This window comes from Nonomuraea coxensis DSM 45129, from assembly GCF_019397265.1.
Taxonomy (GTDB): Bacteria; Actinomycetota; Actinomycetes; order Streptosporangiales; family Streptosporangiaceae; genus Nonomuraea; species Nonomuraea coxensis.
Genome location: NZ_CP068985.1, coordinates 2,171,011 through 2,194,076 on the forward strand (window position 1 = coordinate 2,171,011; position 23,066 = coordinate 2,194,076).

Genomic DNA, 23,066 nt, shown 5'->3' on the forward strand with positions numbered 1-23,066 from the left:
CCTACGTGAGCAGCAGGCCGCCGTCCACGGGGAGGACGACGCCGGTGATGTAGGAGGACGCCTCGCTCGCCAGGAACACGGCGGCGGCCACCAGCTCGGCGGCGTCGCCCGGGCGCCGCATGACCACCCGCGACTCCACCACCCGCTCCAGGTAGCCCGGTTGGTACTGGTCGGTCATCTCGGAGGCGAAGAACCCCGGCTCCAGGCAGTTGACCCGGATGCCGCGCCGCCCCGTCCACTGCTGCGCGAGGTCACGGGTCAGCCCGGTCAGCGCCGCCTTGGAGGCGGTGTAGGCGGCCTGCGGCAGCCCGGCGGTGGTCTCGGCCAGCACGCTGCCGATGTTGACGATCGACGAGCCCGGCCGCATCACCCGGGCGCACGCCTGCGCCATCCAGTAGGCGCCCATCAGGTTGACCTCGACCACCTGGCGGAACTCCGCGGGCGTCTCGCGCAGGGCGGGGACGGCGGTGCCGAGCCCGGCGTTGTTGATCAGGACGTCGACGCCGCCTAACTCCTCGACCGCGGCGGCGGCGAGCGCGTCGCAGTCCTCGGGTTTCGCCACGTCGGCGGGCACCGCCAGGCACCGGCGGCCGGTCTCCTCGACCAGCCGCCGCGTCTTCTCCAGCCGGTCGGCGCGCCGGGCGCCGATCACGACGTCGGCGCCCGCCTCGGCCAGCCCGCGGGCGAAGGCCACCCCGAGCCCGGACGAGGCCCCGGTGACGATCGCCACCTTTCCGTCCAGACGGAACCGATCCAGCACCCGCGCCGCCTCCCCGAACCTCGTCCGCTCTTTTTTCCTACAGGCCGTATTCCTTGACGATGCGCTCGTGCCGCCCGACCTCGACGTCGATCTCGCGGGCGAGGTCGAGCCAGGCCAGCGGGTGCACCCACCGCTCGGTGGCGTCGTCGAGCAGCGCGTCGACCTCCTGCGGGCTGACGTCCGGCGGGACCGCGACCCAGCCGAACACGCCCGGCAGCGGCTCGCCCGAGGTGGGGTGGGTGACCTGGTAGTTCTCGTCGCTGTAGACCCACATCGGCCAGCCCCGCTCGGCCATGACCTCGGTGAACTCGGCCCAGTCGGACTCGCTCGGCGCGGCGCCGTCGAAGAAGTAGCTGGTGTAGCCGCCGGGCCGCAGGATGCGCACGGCCGCGAACGGCGGCACGAAGTTCTGCTGCTCCTGCGGGTCGTCGGGCACCGGCTCCAGCAGCTGCGGGTCGAAGACGACCAGGTCGCCGGCGTTGTAGTCCATGCCGCGGGGCTGCGGCAGGGCCAGCCGGGCGGTGGCGGGGCCGGTGCGGATCGACAGCACCTGGCGCTGCCCGCCGTCGGGCGCGGGGAGGATGACCCGGATGAGGCCCATCTCCTCCTCGATCGGGCCCTCCTTGGACTTGACCGGCATGCCGATCTTGGCCGCGCCCTTGCGGACGATCGCCCAGTCCTCGGCGGAGGTGGCCATGACGATCATGCGCCAGACGTCCTCGTCGGCCAGCTCGTCGATGACCTCGACCAGCACCTGGGCGGCCCTGGCGTTCTGGTCGAGCTGCTGGGCGGCGCCGGACAGCAGACGGCGGGCGTCGATGCCGGCCCCGGCCGCGACGGCGTGCTCGGCGGCGTCGAGCGCCTCCGGCCAGCGCTCGCGGGCGCTGTGCAGGCGGGCGAGGGCGAGCTGCTGCGCGGCGTGCGGCAGCAGCGCGGCCATCTGCTCCAGCCGCTCGTCCTGGCGGGCCTCGATGAGCAGGGTGGTGAGGTAGGCGACGTCGTCGGGGTCGGCCTCGCCGATCTTGCCGGTGTCGACGAGCGTCTTCCAGTAGATGTCGGCGCCGGCGGCGGGGTAGCCGAGAAAGCCCAGGGTGGTGGTGTGGCGGCGGGTGGCCTCGAGGTCGTCGCCGGACAGCGGGGCCAGCCAGCCGACCCACCTCTCGGGGTCGGCGTTGAAGCCGTCGGCGGCGTCGAACAGGCCCACCCGCTCCTCCGGCGGACCGGGGGCCTCGTGCTCGGAGGTCGCGTCGGCGGTGGCCCGCAGGGCGGCGATGCGCTCGGCGAGGCCCTCGTCCGCGCGCAGCTCGGCCGTGCCGGACTCGGCGAGGTCGGCCAGCAGCCTGGCCTGCCAGACGCCCTGGCGGGCGACGGCGAGGTCGCCGGCGATCAGCGCGAGCTCGACCCGGGCGCGGTAGCCGCCCATCATGCCGAAGTAGTCGATCCACTGGCGCAGCACGCGGCCGAGCTGCCAGGTGTTGGTGATCTGCGCGGAGCCGGCCAGCAGGGCGACCGCGCGCGACCACTCGACGAACACGCGCGGGTGCTCGCCGACCACGTCGAGGTCGGGCAGCGCGTCCACGGCCTCGGCGACGCGGTCGAGGGTGGCGAGGATCAGCGCCCGGCGCACGCCGTCGCGGTGGTCCTTGGCGACCGGGTCGTCGGGCTGGTGACCGGAGGCGGCCTGGAGGGCGTCGAGCGCGGCCTCGGCGCGGCCGGAGGCGAGCAGCGCGCGGGCGTGCTCGGCGCCGAGCTCCCAGCTCGGCGCGCGGCCGGCGGTGCGCAGCCGCTCGGTGGCGGACTCGGCGTAGGAGACGGCCTCGTCCGCCTGGCCGGCGTCGATCAGGGCCGCGACGTATTGGGTGACGAGGCCGGTGAAGGCGGGCCGCTCGGGGCTCAGGGCCTCCAGGTGGGCGCCCAGCGTCTCCAGGCGCTCGCCGGCGTAGCCGGGGCCGTCGGTGTTGGCCAGGGCGATGGCGAGGGCCTCGACCGCCGCCAGGGCGGACGGGCACTCGCGCACGTCTTCGCGCTGGGCGAACGCCAGCAGCTGCCGCGCGTCGTCGAGCGCGACCGCGCCCTGGGCGCGGTCGCCGATGCGGCCGACGAGGTGCCAGTAGCGGGCGTAGAACTCCAGCCAGGGCAGCTCAAGGGCCTCGGCCTGCTGCGCGATGGCGGGGGCCATGACGTCGAGCTGCGGGTATCGGCCCTCGTAGGCCTGTGCGGGAAGGTCTCCCAGCGCCATGGCGAGGCCAACGTTGCCCGCCTCGGAAAGCTGCTGCTGGGTGTCGCCGACCCAGGCCCAGATGTCCACGTCCATGGGCAGCCAGTCTGCCAGGTCAACGAGCGTGCCCAAAACGCAGAAGGCCGATCAGCTCGTCCGATTCGCTGTCGCCGAGCACCGAGAAGATCGGCGCCATGAGGTCGTCGGTGCGCTCCTCGACCTCGGCCCGGCGGGCCACGAGCTCCGGGGACGGCTCGGGGTAGGGCTCCGGCCAGGTGAAGAACTGGGCGATCCGGGCGCCGGTGGCCTGCCCGAACGGGGTCGCGTCGTGGCCGGTGGCGAGCGTGGCCTCCAGCGGGTGCAGCCCGGCGGCGAGCACGGCGTTGGCGTGCAGGCCGCCGCGCAGCTCGCGTACGCAGTGCATGAGCTGGACGGCGCGGGCCGGCGGGTCGTCGGCGAGCGGCACCGCCCGCCAGCCGGCGAACAGCGGCGCGCCCACGGACGGCGCCGCGGCGACGACCGGCTCCAGCAGCTCGGCGATCCTGGCGCAGCCGTCGTAGCCGCCCAGCTTGCGCCGGCCCCAGTCGCGGCACACCTCGGCGTAGACCTCGACGGCGCGGTCGGCGGCGAGCTTGCGTCCGCCGTTCCAGCTCTCCTCGACGTGCTCGCGCGGGAAGAAGACGGCGACGGAGTGGACCACGTCCGCGTCGCACTCGCCGAGCACGCCGCAGCGGCCGCGGAAGTAGAACTCGCGGGAGCCGAGGCCGTGCTCCTCGCAGGCGGCCTTCGCCTCGCGGGAGATCATGAAACCGCCGCCGAGCTGCCCGATGGGCGCTTTTACCTGGACTGCGGTGGTGCGTGGGTCTGCCATGTCCCACCTCTCGGTTCGGGAAGCAGACCCAGCATGCCTCAGCAGAACATCATTCTGCAAGCATCAGCTCGCCGCTCGCCACGATCACCGCCGGTCCGGACAGGTAGCTCGTGTCCTCGTCGAGGATGACCGTGAGCGTGCCGCCGAGCACCTCCACCGTCCACGTGCCCGTGGTGTCGCCCGACAGGGCCGCCGCCGCGACCGCCGTCGCCACCGCGCCCGTGCCGCACGAGCGGGTCTCGCCCGAGCCGCGCTCGAAGACGCGCATGACCGCGCGGCTGACGCCCACCGGGTTGAACAGCTCGACGTTGACGCCGCTCGGGAAGACGCTGATGTCGAAGCCGGGCTGGTGGGTGAGGTCGAGCTGGGCGACCGGATCGCCGATGGCGCAGGCCAGGTGCGGGTTGCCCATGTCGACCCGCACGCCCGGATAGTCGATGCCGCCCACATGCGCCGTGCTCTCGCCGAGCACGACCGGCTTGCCCATGTCGACCGTGACGTCGCCGTCAGGCTCGATGCGGACCTGGCGCAGGCCGCCCCGCGTGGCGACGGCGAACCCGGAGGAGTCGGCGAGACCCGCGTCGACGAGGTAGCGGGCGAAGACCCGCACGCCGTTGCCGCACATCTCGGCGACGCTGCCGTCGGCGTTGCGGTAGTCCATGAACCACTCCGCGGCGGACGCCTGCGCGGCCACCTCGTGGCTCCGCTTGGTGCGCACCACCCGCAGCACGCCGTCGGCCCCGATGCCCGTCCTCCTGTCGCAGACCTTGACGACGAGCGCGGCCGACAGGTCGAGCTCGTCGTCGGGATCGGGCAGGATGACGAAGTCGTTCTCGGTGCCGTGGCCCTTCAGGAAGCGCATTCTGCAAGTTTAGGGTGCGCGGTGGCCGGGGATCTCGGCGAGGGAGCGCTCGACGAGATCCGGAGCGTCGTACGGCAGCCACCGCACGCGCGGGTCGCGCCTGAACCACGACTCCTGGCGGCGGGCGAAACGCCTGGTCGCCCGCACCGTCTCCGCCTGAGCCCGCTCCTCGCTCCACTCGCCGTCCAGGAAGCGGATCACCTGCGCGTAGCCGAGCGCCCGCCCGGCCGTGCGGCCCTCGGCCAGGCCCTGCCCGAGCAGCGTGCGCACCTCCTCCACCAGGCCCGCCGCCCACATCCGCTCGACCCGGAGCGCGATCCGCTCGTCCAGCTCGGGGCGCGGCACGTCCAGGCCGATCTGCACGTTCGGGTAGAGCGCGTCGTACGACGGCATCGTGGCCGAGAACGGCCGGCCCGAGTGCTCGATCACCTCCAGCGCCCGCACGATGCGGCGGCCGTTGCCGGGCAGGATCGCCGCGGCGGCGGCCGGGTCGAGGCCCCGCAGCCGCTCGTACAGCGGGGCCGGGCCGCGCTCGGCCAGCTCGGCCTCCAGCCGGGCCCGGATCTCGGGGTCGGTGCCGGGGAACTCCAGGTCGTCGAGGGCCGCCCGGACGTAGAGGCCGCTGCCGCCGACCAGCACGGGCGTCTCGACCCGGTCGAACACCTCCCGCGCCAGCTTCTGGTACTCGGCCACGCTCGCGGTGACCGTGACGTCCCAGATGTCCAGCAGGTGGTGCGGCACGCCGCGCATCTCGGCGGGCGTCAGCTTGGCGGTGCCGATGTCCATGCCGCGGTAGAGCTGCATGGAGTCGGCGTTGACGCACTCGCCCCCGAGACGGAGGGCGAGCTCCACGGCGAGGTCGGACTTCCCGGCCGCGGTGGGGCCGACGACGGCGATGACAGGCTGCTGACGCACAGGCACCAGTGTGTCGGAGACCGGGGAGTGCCCGTGCCGGTCAGAGGTCCAGCAGGGTCGGCTGCAGATAGCCCTCGTGGGTGAGCAGCCACCGCTTGGTCTCCACGCCCACCCCTCCGCTGAACCCGCCGAGCCCGCTGCCCGCGATCACCCGGTGGCACGGCACGAAGATCGGGAGCGGGTTGGAGCCCATGATGGAGCCGATGCCGCGGGCGGGCACGCTCGTGCCGCTCAGCCTGGCCAGCTCGCCGTAGGTGACGGCGGCGCCGTACGGGACCGCGTGCAGCGCCTGGAGCACCCGCAGCCGCGACCCCGACATCAGCCGCCAGTCGATCGGCGTGCGGAAGGCGCGCAGCTCCCCGGCGAAATACGCGTTCAGCTCGGCGACGGCCAAGGCCGTACGATCCGCATCATGCACCTCGACCAGCCCGAGCCGGTCCGCGAGGCCCACGCCGGAGCCCCAGCCCGACGCCACGAGCCCCGTCTCGGTGACGGCCAGCGCGAACGCGCCCACCGGCGTCGGCACCTCGGCCAGCGCCACCGTGCCCACCGTGCCCGCCGGGCCCGTCTCAGGGATGGTCATCGTGTCCTCTCGTGAGCTCGTGGTGCTCGGCACCTCCAGCGCGGTGCCCACCCGACACCGTAACCACAACGGCTACCTCCTGCGCTGGGACGGCCAGGGTTTCCTCTTCGACCCCGGCGAGGGCACGCAGCGGCAGATGGTGCACGCGGGAGCGCGCGCGAACGACGTGCACTGGCTCTGCGTCACGCACTTCCACGGCGACCACTGCCTGGGCGTCCCCGGCATCGTCCAGCGCATCGCCCGCGACCGGGTACGCCATCCGGTGCGCGCGGTGTTCCCCGCCTCCGGGGCGGCGTACTGGCGGCGGCTGCGGCACGCCTCCGTGTTCGCCGACACCGACGTGATCTCCGAGCATCCCGTCTCCGGGCCGCTCGCCGCGATCGGGCCGCTGACCGCGCGCCGCCTGTCCCACCCTGTCGAGTCGTACGGGTACCGCGTCCAGGAGCCGCCCGGCCGCCGCATGCTGCCCGCCAGGCTCGCCGCCCACGGCATCCGCGGGCCCGAGGTCGGCGAGCTGCAGCGCAAGGGGTCCGTACGCGGCGTCACGCTGGAGGAGTGCAGCGAGCCCCGCCCGGGACAGGCGGTCGCCTTCGTCATGGACACGCGGCTCTGCGACACCGTCTTCGAGCTGGCCCACGGGGCCGACCTGCTGGTCATCGAGTCCACGTTCCTGTCGGGGGAGAGCGCGCTCGCCAAGGAGTACGGGCACCTGACGGCGTACGAGGCGGGCGTCGTCGCGGCGGACGCGGGGGCGCGGAGGCTGGTGCTCACGCACTTCTCCGAGCGGTACGGCTTCACCGACGAGCCCGCGTTCGTGGCCGAGGTGCGGCGCAGCTACGACGGGGAGGTCGTGCTGGCCCGCGACCTGATGACGGTGCCGGTGCCGAGGCGTCAGTCCCACAGTGCAGTGAAGTAGCCGACGCCGTAGGGGGCCGTCCGCGCCAGCAGCCGGCCGCGGAGCGCGGCGCCGCCGGCGGCCCCGGCGAGCACCTGGAGGGCGGCGCGGCCGGTGGCCCACAGCCGGTCGGCCTCCGCGGGGTCGAGGGCGTCGAGCACGGCCGGGTCGGCGGCGCCGAGCGCCTCCGCCACCCGGTCGTCGAACGGGCCGGCGGCCTCGTCGTACTTGCCGGGGGCCTTCGGGGTCAGGCAGGCCGAGCCGTCGGCGAGCACCAGCAGCCCCACCCGTTCGCCGCGCGCGGCCAGCTTCTCGCCGAGGGCCCGGCACTCGGCGGGCGCGGCGTCGAAGGCCACGGCCTGACAGGCGTCGGGCACGCGCCCGCCGGGGAGCCCGTCCAGGAGGCAGCGGCCCACGGTCAGCGACAGCGGCAGGACGGGCTCACCCGTGCCCGCTCCCGCGTCGAGGCCCCAGGGGCGCAGGCTGCCCGCCGCGCCGCCCGCGTACGCCTCGGTTGCCGTGGCCCCGCCCACCACGACCAGCACGTCGGGGCGGGCGGCGAGCACGCCTTCGACGGCGGCGTCGCACACGGCGCGGAGCCCGGGCATCCGGGTCACGATCAGCGGGGTTTGCGGGCAGACGGCAGCGGCGGCGAGCACGAGCGCAAGCGTACGCGGCCCGTCACCGCGCCCCGCCCACGGCCCGGCCGGTCAGAAGGGGCTGTCGCCCGCCTTGACCTTGGCCAGCAGCGCCACGGTGTGGGCGTGGGCGAGCCGGTGCAGGCCGGCCCCGAAGCTGACGCGCGCCACGCCGAGCTCGGCCAGCCGCCCGAGTGCCGGCGCCCCCGGCCGGAACAGCACGTTCACCGGCCGGCCGGCGAGCGCGCCGACCAGGGCGCGGATCTCGTCCTCGTCGGCGAGCACGATGGGGTAGACGCAGTCGGCCCCCGCCTCCAGATAGCGTTCCGCCCGCGCGAGCGCCTCCTCCCGCGAGGTCGAGCCCCGCAGGTAGGTGTCCACGCGGGCGTTGATCACCAGTGCCGGCCCGGCCGCCGCGCGCACCTCGGCCAGGAACTCCGCCTGCTCGCCCGGATCGATCAGCTCGCCGGTGCGCGGGTCGCTGTCCTCCAGGTTGCAGCCGGACGCGCCGGCCGCCAGGAGGCGTTCGGCCAGCTCGGCGGGCTTGAGCCCGTAGCCGCGTTCCACGTCGGCGGTGACCGGCACGTCCACGGCGCGCGCGATGCGGGCCACGGCGGCGATCATCTCGTCCACCGGGGCGCGCTCGCCGTCTTCATGGCCGAGGACCCGCGCGACGGCGGCGCTGCCGGTCGCCACGGCGGGGAAGCCGGCCTCCTGGACGGCGCGCGCGGAGGCGGCGTCCCATGCGTTGGGCAGGATCACGGGCGTTCCGGGCACGTGCAGCCCGCGGAGGACGCCGGCGTCGTCAATCGTCGTCATGTCCCTGACCCTAGGCGCGAGGTGGCCTGTCCCGAAGGTCCAATGATGGCCATAACCTCCGGACCACTTCGGCCCGCGCCGCCTCACGGCGTCAGCGGAGGCGGATCAGCAGCCGCTGGTGGCGCACTGGCCGGAGACCAGGCCGGCGGGTCCGTCCGCCGGGTTGTCGGCCGCCGGGGGCTCCGGGGCCTTGGTGGGCGAGGTGGTGGGCTTCTTGCCGTCGCCGGTCTGCTTCGTGCCGGCGCCGCTTGAGGAGTCGCGGCCCGTGTTCGTGGAGGGCCGGTCCGCCGCGCGGCCGGGGTCGGTGGCGGCGTCGCCCATGCTCCCGTCGTCGGGCAGGCCGTCGTCGGGGGCGTCGGTACGGGCGTCGCCCATCGTGGCGTCGTCGGCGGCGTCGTCCTGGAGGTCGTCCTGGAGGTCGTCCCCGGTGCTCTCGTCGCCAGTGGGGCCCTGCGACGGGCCGGGCCGCCCGGCCTCCTGCTGGGTGGCGGGGGTGGAGTCGCCGGAGGCCAGCACGTAGCCGGCGCCGCCCGCCGCGATCAGCGCGACGAGCACTCCGGCCACGATGGCGGCGGTCCTCCTGGACTTGTTCGGGGGAGCGGCGGCGCGGCCGCCGTGATGGTGCTCCGCCGGGCGTGGGTCGCCCGGCCCTGACAGGATCTCGTGGCGATCCGGTGAGGTCGGATCTTGCATGAGGGTGCAGCTCCTCGCGGTCGTATCGGGGAAAGCTCGCCGGCTTCCGCGGGTGATGGACCACACTAGCCGCATCGGTGGAATGCTCGCACAACAATCACAAAGGAATCACGACTTGTCCCCCCTTAGATCCATTTCTGCTGGTAGCAGGGGTCGTCTCAGGTCGGCCGCCGGAGCGGCCGGCGTCCTCGCCACCGCGGTTGCCGGCATATTCCTGGCATTCAGCGGCACGCCTGGTCCGGCCTCACAAAGCGCGCCGGAAAAGCCGGCGGAAACGCCGATTTTCACAAGATCGGGTTCATCGGCCGGCACTCCTGATGTCACTCGTATGACATTGATCGCATCTCCCCTCGAAGGGGATGGAACGCTCCAAAATCCGACAAGGACGCCGGTTCCTGCTCCCTGGGTGCGTGCCGTGCCCTCGCCGGGAGCGCCGCCGGACGCCCTGCCCTTACCGGACCCCGCCCGGCCCGACTCGGACGCCTGGCCCGTCCCGGAGATCCGGCCCCTCCCGGACGCGCTGCCTTCCCCGGGAGCGCTGCCCGTTCCTTCCGCGCGCCCGCTCACCGAGCCCAGGCCGCTCACCGAGCCCCGCGCGCCGGCCGAGCCACGGTCGCGTCGCGCCGCGCCTGCCCGGCCGCCGGGAAAGCCCGGCGGCCGGGAGCCCGCCGTCCCGCCGCCGGGTCCCCGGCGCATGGGCTCTCCCACCCCGCAGGCTCCTCCTGAGGCCCCGCGCGAGGAGCCGCCGCGGCCCCGCCCCGCGCAGCCCAGGAGCCCGGTGGACCCCTGCGCGACCTTCCACGACTTCCGGCGCGACCCCTGCTACGCCTTCCTGAACCGCCTCAGCCGCTGACCCCTCCGGACACGGGTCCGCCCGCCGCCCCCATGAGCGGGGGCGGTGGGCGGGACGTTCCCACAGGGGATCTCAGCCGGCGGCTCAGTCGTCGTCGCGGTCGCCGCCCTTGTCGTCGTTGGCGTCGTCGTTGGCGTCGTCGTCCTTGTCGGCCTGCTTGGCGCCGTGCGCGGTCACCTTGCCGCTCGCGGCGTCCACGGTGACCTCGTACACCTGGGCGTCCTTGACGAGCTCGACCTCCCACTCGCCCGAGTCGTCGTGGTCGACCTCGCTCACCCAGGCGCCCTGGACCTGCTGGTGCGCCAGCTCGATGGCGCGCTCCGCGGTGATCTTGGGGGCGGTGGGCGCGGCGGGGGAGGTGGGCGCGGCGGCCGCGGCGTAGGCGGCGGCTCCGCCACCCGCCAGCAGCGTGACGACCCCGGCACCGATGACGATGAACTTCTTCGTGTTTCGCATGACCCAAGGACATCGCGGACGCCGATAACCGCGCGCTAAGCGGCTCCTAAAACCACCTCAACACGCGCCCCGCCCCCGGAGGACGAGGAGACGGCCAGCCGGCCGCCGGACGACTCGGCCGTACGCCGGACGATGTCCAGCCCCAGCCCGGTCGAGCCGCCGCCGCTGATGCCGCGTTCCAGCAGCGCCGGATCGAACCCCGGCCCCGCGTCCTCGACGGTCAGCAGCGCGCCGCCCGGGTCCCTGTCCAGCCGCACCGACAGAGCGACGCCCTCGGGCGTGTGCGCGAAGACGTTGCCCAGCAGCGCGTCCACGCACGCCGCCAGTTCCTGGGCGCGTACGGCGACGTCGAGCGGCCCGTCGGGCAGCGTCACCTCGACCTCCCGTCCCTGGTCCTCGGCCAGCACCGACCAGAACCGCACCCGTTCGCGCACCACCGCGCCCGCCTCGCACGACTCCCGGTCGGCCGTACGGTTGCGCGCCTCGGTGATGAGCGCGCTCACCGCCCGCTCCAGGGCGTCCACCCGGGCCTGCAGCCGCGCCGCCTCCTCGGGGTCACGCAGCGACTCGACGTCCAGCCGCAGGCCGGTGAGCGGCGTACGCAGCCGGTGCGACAGGTCCGCGACCGACTCCCGCTCGGCGACCAGCAGCTCGTCGATCCGTCCCGCCAGGTGGTTGAGCGCCAGCGCCACCGAGCGGACCTCGGGCGGCCCGCCGGGCTCGGCCCGAGCGGTGAGGTCGCCGCCGGCCAGCCGGTGCGAGACGCGGGCGAGGCCGTCCACCGGCCGCGTCACGGCCTGCGCGAGCCGGTCGGCCAGGACGATCCCGAGCACCACCAGCCCCAGCCCCAGCGCCAGCAGCGCCGCCCACGCCTCGCGTACGCCCCGCATGAGCTCGGCGTCCGTCACGGGCACCCGGATCACCGCCGTGCCCTCGGGGGACTGGGCGGAGACCAGCACCTCCCTGCCGTCGTCGGTCTCGGCGGTCACGCTGCGCCCGGTGGCGGCGAGCCGCACGGCGGCCGAGCGCTCCGCCCGCGCGCCGAGGGTCGCGCCGTCCGGCAGGAACACCGTCACCGGGCGCGCCACCTGCTCCACCGCGAGCGGCAGGTCGGGCGTGCCGACGGCGACGGCCACGGACCCGGCCGCCGTGAGCGCCCGGTCCATGGCGCCGTTCTCGGCCACGCTCCTGATGAGCACCGCCATCGGCACCAGCAGCGCGATCAGCACCAGCGAGGTGGTGGCCGCCACCAGCAGCGCGAGCCAGCGCCTCATGCCGGCTCGACCAGTTTGACGCCGACCCCGCGCACGGTGTGCAGGTAGCGGGGCTCGGCCGCGGTCTCGCCGAGCTTCCTGCGCAGCCAGGACAGATGCACGTCCACGGTCTTGTCGGCCCCTCCGTACGGGAGCTGCCACACCTCGGTCAGCAGTTCACGCTTGGTCACCACCTCGCCGGGCCGCGCCGCCAGGTAGTGCAGCACGTCGAACTCGCGCGGCGTCAGGTCGAGCCGGGCGCCGTCGAGCGTCGCGGTACGCGCCCGCGGATCCACCCGGAGGGCCCCCACCGCCAGCGGCTCGGGCGCCGACCCTCCCGCCCGCCGCAGCACCGCCCGCACCCGGGCGTCGAGCTGCGCCGCGCTGTACGGCTTGACCACGTAGTCGTCGGCCCCCGCGTCCAGCACGGGCACCATCTCGGCGTCCCCGTCGCGCGCGGTGGCCACGATGACCGGCACCCGGCTGACCGCCCGGAGCATCCGCAGCAGCTCCACCCCGTCCAGGTCGGGCAGCCCCAGGTCGAGCACGATGAGGTCGGGCCGGTCCTGCACGGCCAGCTTGAGCCCGTCGAGGGCGGTCGGCGAGGAGGACACCGCGTGCCCCAGCTCCCGCAGGCCCCGGCTGAGCGCCGTGCGGATCGCCACGTCGTCCTCGATGAGCAGAATGTCGGCCATAGCTTGAACGTAGCCGCTCGCTGACGCTGTCTTGGGACTCCTTAGCCTCCCCTTAACCTGGTCTTAGCCCGACTTGGGGGAAGCTGGCGGGGATGAAGAGATATCTGCTGGCCTGGGCCGCCACCGCCGTCGTCGCGACCGGGACCTCCCTGGCCGTGCTCGGGCTGGTCGGCACCGGGGTCACCGGCGCCTCGGGGCACGTGCTGTCCGAGGAGGACGTGAGCGCCGCGCTGGCCACCGCCACCCTGCGCGCCGCCGCCACGCCGCCGGCCGCGCCCGAGCGGACCCAGCAGGGCAGGCTCATCCGCAGCGCGGGCGGCACGGTCATCGCCTCCTGCGACGGCGATCTGGTGACGCTGCGCTCGTGGAGCCCGGCCCAGGACTACTCGGTCGACGGCGTCGAGCCGGGCCCGGCGGCCGAGGCGAAGGTCGAGTTCGAGCCGCGCGAGGGCGAGGAGATCGAGCTGAAGATCGGCTGCGCGGCGGGCCGGCCGGTGCAGATCCACGGCTGACCTTTCCAACCGGCCGCCGCGGAGCGACCATCGGAGCAACCCCCTCAACGACGGAAGGGACCGCCGATGATCCGCCGCGTCCTCGCCACCCTGTGCGCCCCGCTGCTCGCCACGATCGCCGTCACCGCCGTCACCGCCGTCTCGGCGGCTCCGGCCCAGGCCCGCGCCTGTCAGATCGATCACTACTGCGTGACGACGTTCTACTCCGACGGCACGTACACGACCGTCGTCGGGCAGCTCTACGAGGACTGTGCCGGCAACCGCTCGATGTGGGGCACCCGCGGCTATCCGGTCTTCGTGGAGACGCCCTGCTGAGGCGCGCGCCTCAGCGGCTCCCGCGCACCTGGAGCGCGCCGAGCAGCTCCTCGGACGCCCTGGTCACGGCCTCGACCGCGCGGTCGAACGCCTCGGCGTTGTGCGCGGCCGGCGCGCGGAATCCGGAGATCTTCCTGACGTACTGCAGCGCGGCGGCGCGCACGTCGTCCTCGCTGACGCTCTCGACGAAAGGAGGGCGGAGGGTCTTGATGCTCCTGCACATACGTCCACCGTAATGCTCCTCAGCCGTAATGGCCGATGCGCTCGCTGATCTCCCTGGCGCCCCGGGCCAGCAGCTCGCCCACCTCGGGCAGCCGCTCGGGCGTCAGCCGGTACGACGGCCCGGACGCGCTGACCGCGGCCACCACGCTCCCGTCGGCGCCGCGCACCGGCGCGGCCACGGCGTTGAGCCCGACCTCCAGCTCCTCCACGGTGACCGCCCAGCCGCGCTCCCTGATCTCCGCCAGCCCGAGCGCGTCCGGTGAGGTGATCGTGCGCGGGGTGAAGCGCTCCAGCTCGCCGTCGGGCAGCCGCAGCGCGCCGAAGGCGAGCAGCACCTTGCCGCTGGAGGTGGCGTGGGAGGGGGTGCGCTGGCCCACCCAGTTGTGGCCGCTGATCGCGGCGGGGCCGCGCACCTGGCTGATGTTGACGGTGGCGCCGTCCTGCGCCACCGCGACGTTGACGGTCTCGCCGACCGTCTCGGCCAGGCGCAGGCACACGGGCCGGCTCTCGCGGGCCAGGTCGAGCTGGGCGGTGGCCGCGCCCGCCAGCCTGATCACCCCGAAGCCGAGCCGGTAGCGGCCGCGGTCGCCGCTCTGCTCCACCAGCCCGCCCTGCTCCAGCGCCGCGAGCAGCCGGAACGCGGTGGACTTGTGCACGTCGAGCTCCGCCGCGAGGTCGGTCACCCGGGTGGCGCCCTCGCGGGCGAGGATCTCCAGGATCGCGATGGCCCGGTCGACCGACTGGACCGTCGTGCTGTTGCTCATGGCGCAACAGATTACTAGGAGTGCGGGCCGAACTCCCTGCCGAAGTCGAGAGCGATCTTCCCCAGCCCCTCGGCCAGCTCGGTCCGGTCCAGCGCGTCGATCCGCTCGGCCGGCCCCGACACCGACATCGCCGCCACCACCCGAGCCCCGTCGCGCACGGGCACCGCCATGCAGTGCACGCCCAGCTCCTCCTCGCCGAGGTCCATGGCGTAGCCGCGCTCCCGCACCGCGGCCAGCTCGGCGAGCATGGCGTCGATCTCGGTGATGGTGTTGGGGGTGCGGCGGGGCATGCCGGTGCGCTCGAACACCGCGACCGCCTCCGCCGGCGGCCGCCCCGCCAGCAGCACCTTGCCCACGGCCGTGCTGTGCGGCAGCACCCGCCGCCCCACCTCGGCGAACATCCGCAGCCTGCGCGGCGAGGACGCCTGCGCCACGTAGACGATGAAGTCGCCTTCGAGCACGGCCAGGTTCGCCGTCTCGCCGGACAGCTCCACCATCTTCTCCAGGTACGGCTGCGCCCGCACCCCCACCATGCCCTCCGCGACCCCGCCGAGCCGCACCAGCCCGCCCCCGAGCGCGTAGCGACGGTCGGCCTCCTGGCGTACGTAGCCGCGGGCGAGCAGGGTCTGCAGCAGCCGGTGGATCGTGCCGTACGGCAGCCCCGTCCGCGCCGCGATCTCCGACAGCCCCGCCTCGCCCCCGTGCTCGGCCAGCGCCTCCAGCACGTCGAGCGCCCGCTCCACCGACTGGACGCTCACAGGCGCACCCCGCGCAGCGAGGCGTCGAGCACCTCGGCCGTGTGCGCCACCCGGATGTCGTCGCCGGCCCGCCGCATGGCCGCCGCGATCTGCATCGTGCACCCCGGGTTGGCCGACACCAGCAGCTCCGCGCCGGTCGAGCCGACCGCCTTCGCCTTGCGGTCGCCGAGGTCGCGGGCGGCCTCGGGCCGGAAGATGTTGTACGTGCCCGCCGAGCCGCAGCAGATCGCCGCGTCGGGGATCTCGCGCACCTCCAGCCCGGGGATGCCGGCCAGCAGTTCGCGGGGCTGCGACCGTACGCCCTGGGCGTGGGCCAGGTGGCAGGCGTCGTGGTAGGCGACGGTGAGCGGCAGCGGATGCCGCTCGGCGACCGGCCCCAGCTCGGCCAGGAACTCCGACAGGTCGCGCACCTGGAACCCCGGCTCCTCGCCCAGCAGCTCGCCGTACTCCTTCATCGAGGAGCCACAGCCGGCGGAGTTGACCACGACCGTGCTCACGCCGGCCCGCTCGAAGGTCCGCACCGTGCGCCGCGCCAGCCGCCTGGCCTGCTCCTCGCGCCCGGCGTGCACGCTGAGCGCGCCGCAGCAGCCCTGGCGGGGCGGGATCACCACGTCGCAGCCCTCCATCGAGAGCACCCGCGCGGTGGCCGCGTTGACCTGCGGGAAGAACTCGCGCTGCACGCAGCCGAGCAGCATGCCGACCACGGCACGGCGCTCGCCCCTGGCCCGCACCACGCGCGGCAGCCGTTCCCGCCGCTCGACGCGGGGCGCGAGTGCGGCCATCGCGCCGAGGCTCGCGTCGGCCCGGCCGACGTAGCCGGCCATCCGCCGGGCGAGGGGCGTCACCGGCCGCGTCAGCCGCAGCCGGCGCGGATAGGGGAACAGGCTGAACACGATGCCGCGCACCGCCCGCTCCCGGGGGTCGCGCTCGTGCCGCCGCTCCACCTCCACCCGGGTCAGCTCGATCAGCCGGTCGTAGCGCACGCCCGACGGGCAGGCGGTCACGCAGGCCATGCAGCCGAGGCAGGCGTCGAAGTGCCCGGCCATCTCGGGCGTCACCGGCGTGCCCTCGACGTGCTGCTTCATCAGGTGGATGCGCCCGCGCGGGGAGTCCATCTCCTCGCCCCACAGCACGTACGTCGGGCACGTCGGCAGGCAGAACCCGCAGTGCACGCAGTCGTTGATCAGCTTGGGGTCCATGCTCAGATCCCTCCCACGAACCGGCCGGGAGACATCCTGCGCCCGGGATCGAACCGTTCCTTGACGCGCCGCATCAGCGGCAGCGCGCTCACCCGCCCCCACCGGTCGAGCCCGGTGTGCGGCGCGGCCAGCACGTTCACCCGGCCGCCCGCGGCCTCCACCCGCCGCCGCAGCTCGGCGACCGTCCCGGCGAGCGCCGGCTCATCCGCGTCACGTCCCGGGGACTCCAGCAGCACCCGCCCGGACAGCACCGACCCGCGCAGCGCCAGACCGGACCGCTCGGCCGCCTCCAGCACGGCCGCCAGGCCCGTGGCCGGGAACCGCACCTCGACCAGCACCTCGTCCCCGGAGATCAGCCCCCACCACGGCGGGGGCGCGTCGGAGATCTCACCGCCGCCCACCAGCTCTCGCAGCTCCGCCGCGCGGCTCTCGGCCGCCGCGCCCTCGGCCAGCACCGCGAGCACCGGACGGGCGCCCGGCTCCGGCCGGTCCACCTCGGCCGCGCTCGGCTCGGCCTGTGAGGCGGCCAGCGCGGCCGCGATCGCCGGCAGGTCCGCGGCGTCCACCTCGGCGCGCACCCAGCGCCGCGCCGCGGGCAGCGGGTGCAGCCGGAACGTGGCCTCGGCGATGACGCCGAGCGTGCCGTAGGAGCCGGTGAAGAGCTTGCCGAGGTCGTAGCCCGCGACGTTCTTGACGACCTTGCCGCCCGAGCGGGCGACCGTGCCGTCCGGCAGCACCACCGTGACGCCGATGAGCAGGTCGCGCGGGGTGCCGTAGCGGAAGGCGCGCGGGCCGGCGGTCGCTGTGGCGAGCGTGCCGCCCACCGTCGCGCCCTCGGGGAAGGGCACGTCCACGGCCAGCTCCTGGCCCTCGCCGGCGAGCGCGGCGGCCAGGGCTCCCATCGTCACCCCCGCCTGCGCGCGGACCACCAGGTCGCCCGCCGCGTGCTCCAGGATCTCGTTCAGACAGCACAGGTCGAGCAGGACGTCGCAGCGCTCAGGGGGCGGCCCCCAGTGCAGCTTCGTGCCGCCGCCCGCGGGCACCACCGCGAGGTCCCGCCCGGCGCAGGCCCGCAGCACCGCCGCGACCTCCTCGACGCTCTCCGGCAGCGCGACCCACCGGGGGAGCACGCCGCCGACGGCGTCCCCGGCGTCCGCCTGCCTGACCGTCACACCCTCGATCAAAACTGCTCCGCCTTCCCCGACTCGACCAGCGGATGAACGCCCTTGCGCACGCCGGGCACCTCGCCGCACAGGCGCGGCGTGGGGAACACCTTGCCCGGATTGGCCAGGCCATCAGGGTCGAACGCGCACCGGACGAGCTGCATGGTGTCGAGATCGGTCTCGCTGAACATCCGTGGCATGTAGCGCGCCTTGTCCACGCCGACGCCGTGCTCGCCGGTGATCGAGCCGCCGTGCTCGACGCACAGGTCGAGGATCGCGCCCGACACCACCTCGGCCCGCTCGCCCGCGCCCGGCTCGGCGTCGTCGAACAGCACCAGCGGATGCAGGTTGCCGTCGCCGGCGTGGAAGACGTTCGCCACCCTGATGCCGTGCTCGGCCGAGATCCGGTCGATGGCGGCCAGCACGCCGGGCAGCGCCGTACGCGGCACCACGCCGTCCTGGACGATGTAGGCCGGGCTGATGCGGCCCACCGCCGCGAACGCCGACTTGCGGCCCTTCCAGATCGCCGCCCGCTCGGCCGTGTCCGCCGCCACGCGCAGCTCGAACGCGCCCGCGCAGATCTCCCTGAGCTGCGCGAACTGCCGCTCCACCTCCGCCGCGGGCCCGTCCAGCTCCACGATCAGCACGGCCCCGGCGCCCGCCGGGTAGGAGCAGGCCACCGCGGCCTCGGCCGCCTCGATCGCGAGCGCGTCCATCATCTCGATCGCGGCCGGCACGATGCCCGCGCCGATGATCGCCGAGACCGCCTGGCCGCCCTGCTCGATGCTCTCGTACGCGGCCAGCACCGTCGTGACGGCCTCCGGCGTCCTGCTGAGCCGCACCGTGACCTTGGTGGCGATGCCGAGCGTGCCCTCGGAGCCGACGAACGCGCCCAGCAGGTCGTAGCCCGGGTCCATCCGGTCCAGCGTGACCAGGTCGCCGTCGGGCGTGACGATCTCGCACGCCTCCACGTGGTTGACGGTGAAGCCGTACTTGAGGCAGTGGGCGCCGCCCGAGTTCTCCGCCACGTTGCCGCCGATCGAGCAGACCTGCTGGCTGGAGGGGTCGGGCGCGTAGTAGTAGCCCTGCTCGCGCACGGCCTCGGTGATGGCGAGGTTCGTCACGCCCGGCTCCACCACCGCCCGCCTGCCGGGCAGGTCGATCTCCAGGATCGCGCGCATCTTCGAGGTCACGATGAGCACGCCGTCCTCGCGGGGGAGCGCGCCGCCCGACAGGCCGGTGCCCGCCCCCCGCGCCACGAACGGCACGCCGAAGTCGTTGCAGAGCCGTACCACCCGGGCGACCTGCTCGGCCGTGGCCGGCAGCACGACCACGCCGGGGGTCGCCCGGTGGTAGGTGAGGCCGTCGCACTCGTACGTGCGCAGGCGCACCGGATCGGTGATCACCGAATCGCGGGGCAGCACCGAGAGCAACGCCGCCGTCAGTGTCTCCATCAGGCTTTTCTACGGCATCCGGGCATAGGCGGGAAGAGTCAGGAACTCGGCGAAGTCGTCGTCGAGCGCCACCTCCTTGAACAGCGCCGTGGCCTCGCCGAACAGCTTCTCATCGTATCCCGGCTCCTTGGCCGCCTTCTCCAGCTCCTCCGCGATGATCCGCTCGACGAGCTCCTTCGTCACCCGCTCGCCCGTGTCGGCCAGCGTGATGTCGTTGTGGATCCACTGCCAGATCTGCGAGCGCGAGATCTCGGCCGTGGCGGCGTCCTCCATGAGGTTGTGGATGGCCACCGCGCCCGAGCCGCCCATCCACGCGGCCAGGTAGCGCAGCGCGACGTCCACGTTGTTGCGCAGCCCCGCCTCGGTGATGTCGCCCGGCGTCTCGGAGACCGACAGCAGGTCGGCGGCCGTGACGGCGACGTCCTCGCGCAGCCGGTCGAGCTGGTTGGGCCGGGCGCCGAGCACCCCGTCGAAGACCTCGCCGCAGATCGGCACCAGGTCCGGGTGCGCCACCCACGAGCCGTCGAACCCGTCGCCGGACTCGCGCGTCTTGTCCGCCCGCACCTTCTCCAGCGCCACCGCGTTGACCTTGGGGTCGCGGCGCGAGGGGATGAACGCCGCCATCCCGCCGATCGCGTGCGCGCCGCGCTTGTGGCAGGTGCGCACCAGCAGCTCCGTGTACGCGCGCATGAACGGCGCCGTCATCGTCACCGCGTTCCGCTCCGGCAGCAGGAACTCCCGCCCGCGGGTGCGGAACTTCTTGATCACGCTGAACAGGTAGTCCCAGCGGCCCGCGTTGAGCCCCGCCGAGTGCTCGCGCAGCTCGTACAGGATCTCCTCCATCTCGAACGCGGCCGGGTAGGTCTCGATGAGCACGGTGGCCCTGATGGTGCCGTGCGGGATGCCGAGCAGCTCCTGGGCGCGGGTGAAGACGTCGTTCCAGAGCCGCGCCTCCAGGTGCGACTCCATCTTCGGCAGGTAGAAGTACGGGCCCTTGCCCTTGTCGAGCTGCCGCTGCGCGCAGTGGAAGAAGTAGAGGCCGAAGTCGAACAGCGAGGCCGACACCGGCCGCCCGTCGACGACCGCGTGCTTCTCGTCCAGGTGCCAGCCTCGCGGCCGGACCACGATCGTGGCCAGCTCGTCGTCGGGGCGCAGCGCGTACGACTTGCCGCCGGTCTCGAAGTCGATCGCGCGGTCGAGCGCGTCGCGCAGGTTGAGCTGGCCGGCCACGCAGTTCTCCCAGAGCGGGGAGTTGGCGTCCTCGAAGTCGGCCAGCCACACCTTCGCGCCGGAGTTGAGCGCGTTGATGGTCATCTTCTTGTCGACCGGGCCGGTGATCTCGACCCGCCGGTCCTCCAGGCCGGGAGCCGGGGGCGCGACCTGCCAGTCGCCCTCCCTGATCTCCTTCGTCTCGGCCAGGAAGTCGAGGGTGCCGCCCGCCGACAGCTCCGCCTGGCGTGCCTGCCGGGCCTCCAGCAGCTCCAGCCGCCGGGAGTCGAACTCGCGGTGCAGCGCCGCGACGAAGTCGAGCGCCTGCGGGGTGAGGATCTCGTCGAACCGGTCGAGCCTCGGGCCGGTGATCTCCATAGGACCTCTTTTCCACTCTATGGAAAAATGATTCTGGATTGTGGAAGTGACGCTACTCTGCCCCGCCTCCCGGGTCAAAGACCGGGGGTCACTCGGGGCGCCTTAGGGGGCATCCCCGATGGGCCGGGGCGACTCGCCGGGCGAAGATCGATGCATGAGAACGATCGCGATCGCGGGCGGCCTGCTGGCCGGCGCCGCGCTGCTGACCGGCTGCGGCCTGGGCGCCATCGCCGGCCCCTCCAAGGAGGACACCGCGTCCTACGAGGTCACCGACAAGGTCACCGAGCTGCGGCTGGACAACGGCTCCGGCGACGCCGTGATCACCGAGTCCGGCGGCACGTCCGTCCGTGTCACCGAGACCCTGCGCTGGCGCGGCGACTCCAAGCCCAAGCCCGAGCACAAGGTCGAGGGCGGCGCGCTGGCCCTCTCCTACACCTGCCCGTCGAACCTGGGGAGCTGCGGCGTCGACTACAAGATCGAGATCCCCAAGGGGCTCGCCGTCGACCTCGACAGCGGCTCCGGCGACATCACGCTGCGCGCCCTGAGCGGGGACGTGAAGGTCCACGTGGGTTCCGGCGACGTGGACGCCGCCGACCTGACCGGCAAGACCGTCGTGGCCGACGCCGGCTCGGGCAACGTCGAGCTCAAGTACGCCACCGCCCCCACCAGCGCTCAGCTCAAGACCGGTTCGGGGGACATCTCGCTGTTCGTCCCGGACGGCGCCTACGACGTGTCGACCGACGTGGGCTCGGGCGACGTGAAGGTCTCGGTCAAGAACGACCGCTCCTCCCCGAACAAGATCTCCCTCAGGGCCGGCTCCGGCAACGTCAGCGTGTCAGCGGGATAACCAGGTGCTTACCCGGGGGATGTCATGTCACCATCGGGGAAGACATCGAGGTGTCCAGACGTTCCCTCATAGAGATGACACGAATGCACAAAAACACCGCACTCGACGAGTTCGAGACCACAGGCTTCGACACCGGGGAATTCGACCTCGAGGAGCGTCAGGCGCTGCGGCGCGTGGCGGGCCTCTCCACCGAGCTCCAGGACGTCTCCGAGGTCGAGTACCGGCAGCTGCGGCTTGAGCGGGTCGTTCTCGTCGGCGTCTGGACCTCCGGCACCGCCGAGGACGCCGAGAACTCCCTGCTGGAGCTCAAGCTCCTCGCTGAGACGGCCGGTTCCCAGGTGCTCGACGGCCTCGTCCAGCGGCGCCAGAAGCCCGACCCCGCGACCTACATCGGCTCGGGCAAGGCCCTTGAGCTGCGCGACATCGTGGAGGCGACCGGCGCCGACACCGTGATCTGCGACGGTGAGCTGACCCCTGGCCAGCTCCGCCAGCTCGAGGAGACCGTCAAGGTCAAGGTCATCGACCGCACGGCGCTGATCCTCGACATCTTCGCCCAGCACGCCAAGAGCCGCGAGGGCAAGGCCCAGGTCGAGCTGGCGCAGCTCCAATACCTGCTGCCGCGCCTGCGCGGCTGGGGCGGCAACCTGTCCCGCCAGGTCGGCGGCCGGGCGGCCGGCGGCGTCGGCATCGGCGGCCGCGGCCCCGGTGAGACCAAGATCGAGCTGGACCGCCGCCGCATCCGCGAGCGGATGGCCAAGCTCCGCCGGCAGATCGGCGGCATGTCCACCGCGCGCGACACCAAGCGTCACGCGCGCCAGCAGCGCGAGGTCCCTGCCGTGGCCATCGCCGGCTACACCAACGCCGGCAAGTCCTCGCTGCTCAACCGCGTCACCGGCGCGGGCGTGCTGGTGGAGGACGCGCTGTTCGCCACCCTCGACCCGACCGTGCGCCGCGCGCGCACGCCGGAAGGCAGGCTGTTCACGATCGCCGACACCGTCGGCTTCGTCCGCCACCTGCCGCACCAGCTCGTCGAGGCGTTCCGCTCCACGCTGGAGGAGGTCGCCGACGCCGACCTGATCCTGCACGTGGTCGACGGCTCGCACCCCGACCCCGAGGGGCAGCTCGCCGCCGTGCGCGAGGTGCTGGCCGACATCGAGGGCGTGTCCGGCATCCCCGAGATCGTCGTGGTCAACAAGGCCGACGCGGCCGACCAGGAGGCCCTCGACCGCATCACGCGGCGCGAGCGGCACAGCATCGTGGTCTCGGCGCGCACCGGCAAGGGCATCCCCGAGCTCATGGAGCTCATCGAGCGGGAGCTGCCGCGGCTCGACCACGAGGTGCACCTGCTGGTGCCGTACGAGCGGGGCGACCTGATCTCGCGGGCCCACAAGGAGGGCGAGGTGCTCTCCGTGGACCACGTCGAGGACGGCACGGTCCTGCACGCCCGCGTGCTGCCCAGCCTGTTCCAGGAGCTGGAGCGGGTGGGCAAGCCGGTCGAGCGCGTTTCGTAGAAGCACTTTCACGATTACCCGGGGACGCCCCCGCCGTGCTGCGGTACGGTGGGGCGGTCCGGTTGTCGGGCACGTCACGGCGAGGCTGGGGAGGTCTTGCCGCAAAGCGTGCAGACTTGCCCAAAAGCGGCAGTGGTCCCCGAAGCCTTGGTATTGCTACGATTGGCCAGACCTAACGTGGGTCTGCTGTCTTGGCTGAGGTTCGGCTTCTGGGTTTCGGATG

25 protein-coding genes are annotated in these 23,066 nt (G+C 73.6%); 6 read left to right on the forward strand and 19 right to left on the reverse strand.

Annotated elements, in window-relative coordinates; all coding sequences use genetic code 11:
• Position 1 precedes the first annotated feature (1 nt).
• From Nocox_RS10445 to Nocox_RS10470, 6 genes are read right to left on the reverse strand one after another with little or no spacing between them, the layout of a single operon-like run.
• On the reverse strand, positions 2-760 hold the full coding sequence (locus tag Nocox_RS10445; RefSeq protein WP_020541772.1) for an SDR family NAD(P)-dependent oxidoreductase: 759 nt from the start codon (positions 758-760) through the stop codon (positions 2-4).
• A 37-nt stretch (positions 761-797) separates the two neighbouring features.
• Positions 798-3,074, reverse strand: a complete 2,277-nt coding sequence (locus tag Nocox_RS10450; protein ID WP_033408429.1) for an ATP-binding protein — start codon at positions 3,072-3,074, stop codon at positions 798-800.
• A 19-nt stretch (positions 3,075-3,093) separates the two neighbouring features.
• Complete coding sequence (locus Nocox_RS10455) at positions 3,094-3,849, reverse strand: SCO6745 family protein (RefSeq protein WP_033408403.1); 756 nt, start codon at positions 3,847-3,849, stop codon at positions 3,094-3,096.
• 49 nt (positions 3,850-3,898) lie between these two features.
• The gene (gene dapF / locus Nocox_RS10460; RefSeq protein ID WP_020541775.1) at positions 3,899-4,711 is read right to left on the reverse strand and encodes a diaminopimelate epimerase; all 813 of its coding nucleotides are present in this window, start codon (positions 4,709-4,711) and stop codon (positions 3,899-3,901) included.
• 9 nt (positions 4,712-4,720) lie between these two features.
• Complete coding sequence (gene miaA / locus Nocox_RS10465; RefSeq protein WP_020541776.1) at positions 4,721-5,626, reverse strand: tRNA (adenosine(37)-N6)-dimethylallyltransferase MiaA; 906 nt, start codon at positions 5,624-5,626, stop codon at positions 4,721-4,723.
• Positions 5,627-5,666: 40 nt separating this feature from the next.
• Positions 5,667-6,209 (reverse strand): methylated-DNA--[protein]-cysteine S-methyltransferase, encoded by a 543-nt coding sequence (locus Nocox_RS10470; protein ID WP_020541777.1) that lies wholly within the window; start codon positions 6,207-6,209, stop codon positions 5,667-5,669.
• 1 nt (position 6,210) lies between these two features.
• On the opposite strand from Nocox_RS10470, the gene Nocox_RS10475 reads away from it, so the two are divergent.
• The gene (locus Nocox_RS10475) at positions 6,211-7,125 is read left to right on the forward strand and encodes a ribonuclease Z (protein ID WP_026214044.1); all 915 of its coding nucleotides are present in this window, start codon (positions 6,211-6,213) and stop codon (positions 7,123-7,125) included.
• Here the strand turns inward: Nocox_RS10475 and Nocox_RS10480 are convergent.
• The 3 genes from Nocox_RS10480 to Nocox_RS10490 form a co-directional block, all read right to left on the reverse strand.
• The gene (locus Nocox_RS10480; protein ID WP_026214045.1) at positions 7,101-7,763 is read right to left on the reverse strand and encodes a class III extradiol ring-cleavage dioxygenase family protein; all 663 of its coding nucleotides are present in this window, start codon (positions 7,761-7,763) and stop codon (positions 7,101-7,103) included. The genes Nocox_RS10475 and Nocox_RS10480 overlap by 25 nt on opposite strands.
• 51 nt (positions 7,764-7,814) lie before the next feature.
• Positions 7,815-8,561 (reverse strand): isocitrate lyase/PEP mutase family protein, encoded by a 747-nt coding sequence (locus Nocox_RS10485; RefSeq protein ID WP_020541780.1) that lies wholly within the window; start codon positions 8,559-8,561, stop codon positions 7,815-7,817.
• A 105-nt stretch (positions 8,562-8,666) separates the two neighbouring features.
• A complete protein-coding gene (locus Nocox_RS10490) occupies positions 8,667-9,254 on the reverse strand; it encodes a flagellar basal body-associated FliL family protein (protein ID WP_157382889.1) in 588 nt (195 codons plus the stop codon).
• A 406-nt stretch (positions 9,255-9,660) separates the two neighbouring features.
• On the opposite strand from Nocox_RS10490, the gene Nocox_RS10495 reads away from it, so the two are divergent.
• Positions 9,661-10,107, forward strand: a complete 447-nt coding sequence (locus tag Nocox_RS10495) for a hypothetical protein (RefSeq protein WP_157382890.1) — start codon at positions 9,661-9,663, stop codon at positions 10,105-10,107.
• A gap of 84 nt (positions 10,108-10,191) precedes the next feature.
• Here Nocox_RS10495 and Nocox_RS10500 read toward each other — a convergent pair whose 3' ends face one another.
• From Nocox_RS10500 to Nocox_RS10510, 3 genes are read right to left on the reverse strand one after another with little or no spacing between them, the layout of a single operon-like run.
• A complete protein-coding gene (locus Nocox_RS10500; protein ID WP_020541782.1) occupies positions 10,192-10,563 on the reverse strand; it encodes a PepSY domain-containing protein in 372 nt (123 codons plus the stop codon).
• Positions 10,564-10,598: 35 nt separating this feature from the next.
• Positions 10,599-11,837 carry a sensor histidine kinase gene (locus Nocox_RS10505; protein WP_020541783.1) on the reverse strand — a complete coding sequence of 413 codons (1,239 nt, stop codon included), beginning with the start codon at positions 11,835-11,837 and terminating at the stop codon, positions 10,599-10,601.
• A complete protein-coding gene (locus tag Nocox_RS10510; RefSeq protein WP_020541784.1) occupies positions 11,834-12,511 on the reverse strand; it encodes a response regulator transcription factor in 678 nt (225 codons plus the stop codon). The genes Nocox_RS10505 and Nocox_RS10510 overlap by 4 nt, the downstream gene beginning before the upstream one ends.
• Before the next feature lie 92 nt (positions 12,512-12,603).
• Here Nocox_RS10510 and Nocox_RS10515 point away from each other — a divergent pair, with 92 nt between their 5' ends.
• Both Nocox_RS10515 and Nocox_RS10520 read left to right on the forward strand, forming a co-directional pair.
• Complete coding sequence (locus Nocox_RS10515; protein WP_020541785.1) at positions 12,604-13,023, forward strand: hypothetical protein; 420 nt, start codon at positions 12,604-12,606, stop codon at positions 13,021-13,023.
• A 66-nt stretch (positions 13,024-13,089) separates the two neighbouring features.
• Entirely contained in the window at positions 13,090-13,338 is a 249-nt protein-coding gene (locus Nocox_RS10520) for a DUF6289 family protein (RefSeq protein WP_020541786.1), read from the forward strand.
• A gap of 10 nt (positions 13,339-13,348) precedes the next feature.
• Here the strand turns inward: Nocox_RS10520 and Nocox_RS10525 are convergent, their stop codons facing one another.
• Genes Nocox_RS10525 through aceB form a run of 7 tightly spaced genes read right to left on the reverse strand, consistent with a single transcriptional unit; the run spans position 13,349 to position 20,485 of the window.
• Entirely contained in the window at positions 13,349-13,561 is a 213-nt protein-coding gene (locus tag Nocox_RS10525; protein ID WP_020541787.1) for a DUF2277 domain-containing protein, read from the reverse strand.
• Positions 13,562-13,580: 19 nt separating this feature from the next.
• Positions 13,581-14,324: an IclR family transcriptional regulator gene (locus tag Nocox_RS10530; RefSeq protein WP_020541788.1), complete on the reverse strand. Its 744-nt coding sequence runs from the start codon at positions 14,322-14,324 to the stop codon at positions 13,581-13,583.
• 14 nt (positions 14,325-14,338) lie between these two features.
• Complete coding sequence (locus Nocox_RS10535) at positions 14,339-15,082, reverse strand: IclR family transcriptional regulator (RefSeq protein ID WP_157382891.1); 744 nt, start codon at positions 15,080-15,082, stop codon at positions 14,339-14,341.
• Positions 15,079-16,281, reverse strand: a complete 1,203-nt coding sequence (locus tag Nocox_RS10540; RefSeq protein ID WP_020541790.1) for a (Fe-S)-binding protein — start codon at positions 16,279-16,281, stop codon at positions 15,079-15,081. Before Nocox_RS10540 ends, Nocox_RS10535 begins: the two co-directional genes overlap by 4 nt.
• Positions 16,282-16,283: 2 nt before the next feature.
• Positions 16,284-17,453, reverse strand: a complete 1,170-nt coding sequence (locus tag Nocox_RS10545; RefSeq protein ID WP_157382892.1) for an FAD-binding oxidoreductase — start codon at positions 17,451-17,453, stop codon at positions 16,284-16,286.
• An 8-nt stretch (positions 17,454-17,461) separates the two neighbouring features.
• On the reverse strand, positions 17,462-18,898 hold the full coding sequence (locus Nocox_RS10550; RefSeq protein WP_020541792.1) for an FAD-linked oxidase C-terminal domain-containing protein: 1,437 nt from the start codon (positions 18,896-18,898) through the stop codon (positions 17,462-17,464).
• A 9-nt stretch (positions 18,899-18,907) separates the two neighbouring features.
• Complete coding sequence (aceB, locus tag Nocox_RS10555; RefSeq protein ID WP_020541793.1) at positions 18,908-20,485, reverse strand: malate synthase A; 1,578 nt, start codon at positions 20,483-20,485, stop codon at positions 18,908-18,910.
• Positions 20,486-20,639: 154 nt separating this feature from the next.
• On the opposite strand from aceB, the gene Nocox_RS10560 reads away from it, so the two are divergent.
• Positions 20,640-21,332 carry a DUF4097 family beta strand repeat-containing protein gene (locus Nocox_RS10560; RefSeq protein ID WP_020541794.1) on the forward strand — a complete coding sequence of 231 codons (693 nt, stop codon included), beginning with the start codon at positions 20,640-20,642 and terminating at the stop codon, positions 21,330-21,332.
• Between the two features lie 83 nt (positions 21,333-21,415).
• On the forward strand, positions 21,416-22,843 hold the full coding sequence (gene hflX / locus Nocox_RS10565; RefSeq protein ID WP_020541795.1) for a GTPase HflX: 1,428 nt from the start codon (positions 21,416-21,418) through the stop codon (positions 22,841-22,843).
• Positions 22,844-23,066: the final 223 nt, after the last annotated feature.